Origin of the sequence: Mycobacterium sp., assembly GCF_049281135.1 — a bacterium.
Classification (GTDB): domain Bacteria; phylum Actinomycetota; class Actinomycetes; order Mycobacteriales; family Mycobacteriaceae; genus Mycobacterium.
The window spans coordinates 1-4,944 of sequence record NZ_JBAPRN010000338.1 but is presented as its reverse complement, the minus strand read 5'-3'; the positions used below and the strand labels follow the sequence as shown (position 1 = coordinate 4,944).

Annotated in this window: 5 protein-coding genes; 3 read left to right on the top strand and 2 right to left on the bottom strand. The window is 66.5% G+C overall.

Going from position 1 to position 4,944, the window contains the following annotated elements:
- Positions 1–548, top strand: a 548-nt coding sequence (locus WAN02_RS13715) for a DUF3159 domain-containing protein (protein ID WP_422264741.1), incomplete at its 5' end; no start/stop codon positions are given.
- On the opposite strand, the gene WAN02_RS13710 is transcribed toward WAN02_RS13715, so the two are convergent.
- Positions 499–1,161, bottom strand: a complete 663-nt coding sequence (locus WAN02_RS13710) for a potassium channel family protein (RefSeq protein ID WP_422264740.1) — start codon at positions 1,159–1,161, stop codon at positions 499–501. The two genes, WAN02_RS13715 and WAN02_RS13710, sit on opposite strands and share 50 nt — an antisense overlap.
- Positions 1,162–1,210: 49 nt before the next feature.
- Positions 1,211–1,879 (bottom strand): potassium channel family protein, encoded by a 669-nt coding sequence (locus tag WAN02_RS13705; RefSeq protein WP_422264739.1) that lies wholly within the window; start codon positions 1,877–1,879, stop codon positions 1,211–1,213.
- 106 nt (positions 1,880–1,985) lie between these two features.
- Here WAN02_RS13705 and WAN02_RS13700 point away from each other — a divergent pair, with 106 nt between their 5' ends.
- Positions 1,986–3,977 (top strand): APC family permease, encoded by a 1,992-nt coding sequence (locus tag WAN02_RS13700; RefSeq protein WP_422264738.1) that lies wholly within the window; start codon positions 1,986–1,988, stop codon positions 3,975–3,977.
- A partial coding sequence (locus WAN02_RS13695; protein WP_422264737.1) for a class I SAM-dependent RNA methyltransferase occupies positions 3,974–4,944 on the top strand: 971 nt, incomplete at its 3' end. The genes WAN02_RS13700 and WAN02_RS13695, both read left to right, overlap by 4 nt.

The following is a 4,944-nucleotide window of genomic DNA, read 5'->3' as shown; positions in this document are numbered from 1 at the left end:
TGGCCGCGGCGGCCGGCGCGGCGCTCGGCGTTGCCACGCTGATCCTGCTGTGGCGACTGGTGCGCCGCGATTCGGTCCAGCCGGCGGTGTCCGGGCTCATCGGCGTCGCCGTCTGCGCGCTGATCGCCTACATGCTGGGGGAGTCCAAAGGCTACTTCCTGCTCGGCATCTGGACATCGCTGATCTGGGCCTCGGTGTTCGCGGTGTCGATCCTGGTCCGCCGGCCGGTTGTCGGCTACCTGTGGAGCTGGCTGCATGGACACGATCGGCAGTGGCGCGAGGTGCGTCGCGCGGTGTACGCCTTCGACCTCGCCACGCTCACCTGGGTGCTGGTGTTCGGCGCCCGTTTCGTGGTGCAGCGGGTGCTCTACGACAGCAACCACACCGGGTGGCTGGTGGTGGCACGCATTTCGATGGGCTGGCCGCTGGCCGCGGTGGCGGCGTTGGTGACGTTCCTGGCGATCAGGGCGGCACAGCGTGCCATCGACGCCGTCTCCGTCACTCCGGCGGTAGCAGAAGCTGACGCAGTTCCTCTTCCGCCTCGGTGACGGCGACGAACAACAGTTCGTCGCCTCCTTCGAGCGGCTCGTCCTCCTGCGGCACTATCACCCGCGGTCCACGCAGAATTGTCACCAGCGCGACGTCGCGGGGCAGCTGCAGCTTGCGCAGCGGCTTGCCGCCCCACGGCGTGTCGTCGGGCAGTGTGATCTCGACCAGGTTGGCCTGACCCTTCCGAAACTCCATCAGCCGCACCAGGTCTCCGACTGCGACGGCCTCCTCGATCAACGACGCCAGCATCCGCGGGGTGGACACCGCCACGTCGACGCCCCAGGCGTCGGTGAAGAGCCATTCATTGCGGGGGTCGTTGACACGGGCCACCACCCGCGGCACCGCGAATTCGGTCTTGGCGAGCAGGCTGAGCACCACGTTGACTTTGTCGTCGCCGGTGGCGGCCACCACCACGTCGAATTCGTGCAGCTTCACCAACTCGAGCATGCTCACTTCGCAGGCGTCCCCGAGCTGCCAGTGCGCCGCCGGGATGGCGTCGACGTCGATGTGCTCCGGTTTGCGCTCGATCAGTGTGACGTCGTGCTCGTTCTCGATCAACTCACGGGCGACCGAGCGGCCGACCGCGCCTGCGCCGGCGATAGCTACTTTCATCGGCGCCGCTCCTGCTCATCGCGGCGCTCTGCATCGTCGTCGGCGCGTTTCATTCGAGGTCCTCGCTTGGCGGCAACGCCGCGATGGCCACGGCCTCGGCCGCACGTCCGGAGATCGCTGCGATGTAGACCTGATCGCCGGCCTGGATGACCGTCTTGGGTTCGGGAAGCACGCCGGTACCGAATCGGATCAGAAATGCCACCCGTGCACCGGTGGCGGTCTCGAGATCGGTGGCCGCGCGGCCCACCCAGTCTTCGTGCAGGACGACCTCGACCACGGCGACAGTCCCGGTCGGGTCCCGCCACCTCGCGGTCTCGCTTTCCCGGATGAGAGCATGCAGCAGCCGGTCGGTGGTCCACGGCACGGTCGCGATGGTGGGAATGCCGAGACGTTCGTAGACCTCGGCGCGTTTGGCGTCGTAGATTCGGGCGACCACCCGCCGGACACCGAAGGTTTCCCGGGCCAACCGGGCCGAAATGATGTTGGAGTTGTCACCGGATGACACCGCCGCGAAGGCGTCGGCCTCCTCGATACCGGCTCTCAGCAGGACGTCCCGGTCGAATCCCAAACCGAGCACCCGTTCACCGGGGAACTCTGGACTCAGCCGGCTGAACGCGGTGCTTTCACTGTCGATCACCGCCACGTCGTGGCCGATTCGCGACAGTCCGTCCGCCACGGACGAGCCCACCCGACCGCACCCCATCACAACCACTCGCACTTGAGGTCCTCTCGGCCCGACCAGCCGCGGTGGCAAGTCGGTATGGGAGACATTCTCGTCTAGTGAACCGTACCGGCAGGCGCGGTTGCGCTTACTCTTGGCTCTCGTGTCCAAACTTTCGACCGCGGCGCGTCGATTGGTTTTGGGCCGGCCGTTTCGCAGCGACCGGCTGAGCCACACCCTGCTGCCCAAGCGGATCGCCTTGCCGGTGTTCGCCTCCGATGCACTGTCCTCGGTTGCGTACGCCCCCGAGGAGGTCTTCCTGATGCTCTCGGTGGCCGGTCTCGCGGCGTACTCGCTGGCACCGTGGATCGGTGTTGCGGTGGCGGCGGTGATGCTGGTCGTGGTGGCCAGCTACCGGCAGAACGTGCACGCCTACCCGTCCGGCGGCGGCGACTACGAGGTGGTCACCACCAACCTGGGTCCCAACGCCGGCCTCACCGTGGCCAGCGCGCTGATGGTGGATTACGTTCTCACCGTTGCGGTTTCGACGGCATCAGCGATGTCCAACATCGGATCCGCGATTCCGTTCGTGGAAGACCACAAGGTGGTTTTCTGTGTTCTCTCGATCGTGTTGGTGATGGGGCTGAACCTGCGTGGTGTCCGCGAATCGGGGGTTGCGTTCGCCATCCCGACGTATGCGTTCATCGTCGGCGTCGGGGCCATGCTCGCCTGGGGCCTGTTCCGGATTTACGTGCTGGCCGAACCGATCCGGGCTGAGTCGGCCGGGTTTGTGATGCATGCCGAACGCACCTCGATCACCGGGTTCGCGCTGGTCTTCCTGGTGGCCCGGTCGTTCTCGTCGGGTTGTGCGGCGCTGACCGGTGTCGAGGCAATCAGCAACGGGGTGCCGGCCTTTCGAAAGCCCAAGTCGCGCAACGCGGCAACGACACTGCTGTTGCTCGGGACGATCGCGGTCAGCCTGTTGATGGGCATCATCCTGCTGGCCAAGGAGACCGGGGTCCAGATCGTCGACAACCCGGCCACGCAGCTGAGCGGCATCCCGCCCGGCTACCAGCAGAAGACGCTGGTCGCCCAGATCGCCCAAGCCGTTTTCGGCAGCTTTCACATCGGCTTCCTGCTGATTGCCATCGTGACCGCACTCATCCTGGTGCTGGCGGCCAACACGGCGTTCAACGGGTTCCCGGTGCTGGGCTCGGTGCTCGCGCAGGACAGCTACCTGCCGCGCCAGTTGCACACCCGCGGCGACCGATTGGCGTTCTCCAACGGAATCGTGTTCCTGGCGGTGGCCGCTCTGGCGGCGATCATCGCGTTCCGGGCGGAAGTCAACGCGCTGATTCAGCTCTACATCGTCGGGGTGTTCATTTCGTTCACGTTGAGCCAAATCGGCATGGTCCGGCACTGGACTCGGCTGCTGCGCAACGAGACCGACCCGGCTGTGCGGCGAACGATGATGCGCTCCCGAGTAGTCAACACGGTCGGTTTCATCGCTACCGGCACCGTGCTGGTGGTCGTCATGGTCACCAAGTTCCTCGCGGGGGCTTGGATCGCCGTCGTGGCCATGACGTTGCTGTTCGTGTTGATGAAGATGATCCGCAAGCATTACGACACCGTCAGCCGGGAAATCGAGCAACACGCCGATGACGAAGACGTTGTCTTGCCCAGCCGCAACCACGCCCTGGTGCTGGTGTCGAAGTTGCATCTGCCGACGGTGCGTGCGCTGTCCTATGCGCGCGCGACGCGGCCCGATGTGCTGGAGGCCGTCACGGTGAGCGTCGACGACATGGAAACCCGTGCGCTGGTCCGCCGCTGGGAAGACAGCAATATCAGTGTGCCGCTGAAGGTCATTGCTTCGCCGTATCGCGAAATCACGCGCCCCATACTGGATTACGTCAAACGGGTGAGCAAAGAGTCACCGCGCACCGTGGTGACGGTCTTTCTCCCCGAATACGTGGTGGGCCATTGGTGGGAGCACGTGCTGCACAACCAGAGCGCGCTGCGGCTGAAGGGCCGGTTGCTGTTCATGTCCGGGGTGATGGTGACATCGGTTCCCTGGCAACTCAATTCGTCGGAGCGGCTCAAGACGCTGCATCCGCATGCCGCACCCGGCGATGCCCGGCGGGGGATTTTCGATTGACAACGGAATCCACGGAACTGACGTTGACGGTCGGGGCGCCGGCCAACGGCGGGAGCTGCGTCGCCCGCCACGATGGTCGGGTGGTGTTCGTGCGCTATGCGCTGCCCGGCGAGACGGTGCGGGTGCGGGTCACCGCAGACCGGGATGCCTACTGGCACGCCGAGGCTGTCGAGGTGATCGAGCCGTCGGACGACCGAAGGGCGTCGCTGTGCCCGATTGCGGGTGTGGACGGAGCCGGCTGCTGCGATCTGGCCTTCGTCGAGCCGGAAGCAGCGCGGGCGCTCAAAGCCGAGGTGGTATCCAATCAGCTTGCCCGCCTAGGTAATTACCAGTGGAACGACGCCGTCCAGCCGGTGTCGACGGCCGGTCCGACCGGCTGGCGTACCCGGATCCGGCTTGACGTCGGGGCTGATGGACGCGCGGGCTTCCATCGCTACCGCAGCGACGAGCTGGTCGCCGATCTCAACTGTGGCCAGCTGCCGGCCGAGTTGATCGACGGCCTCACCGACGTGGCGTGGCCGCCGGGTGCGCACCTGCATGTCGTCGTCGACGACGACGGCCAGCGGCATGTGGCGCGCACAGTGCGCCACGGCCGGCGCAACTCGACCGACGTGGTCGAGGGCAGCTACCAGGGCGTGCAGCGTGCCGGGCGGCACACCTGGCAGGTGCCGGTGACGGCCTTCTGGCAGGCCCACCGTGACGCGGCCCGAACGTACAGCAACCTGGTGGGCGAATGGGCACGTCCCGACCCGGGCATGACCGCGTGGGATCTCTACGGGGGCGCAGGGGTTTTCGCCGCGGTCCTGGGTGACGCGGTAGGGGAGTCGGGGCAGGTGGTCAGCGTCGACAGCTCGCGGTCGGCGACGCGATCGGCGCGCGCCACGTTGGCTGATTTGCCGCAGGTGAACGTGATCACCGATTCGGTCCGCCGGGTGCTCACCGCGCAGCGCGCCGGCGCCGACGTGGC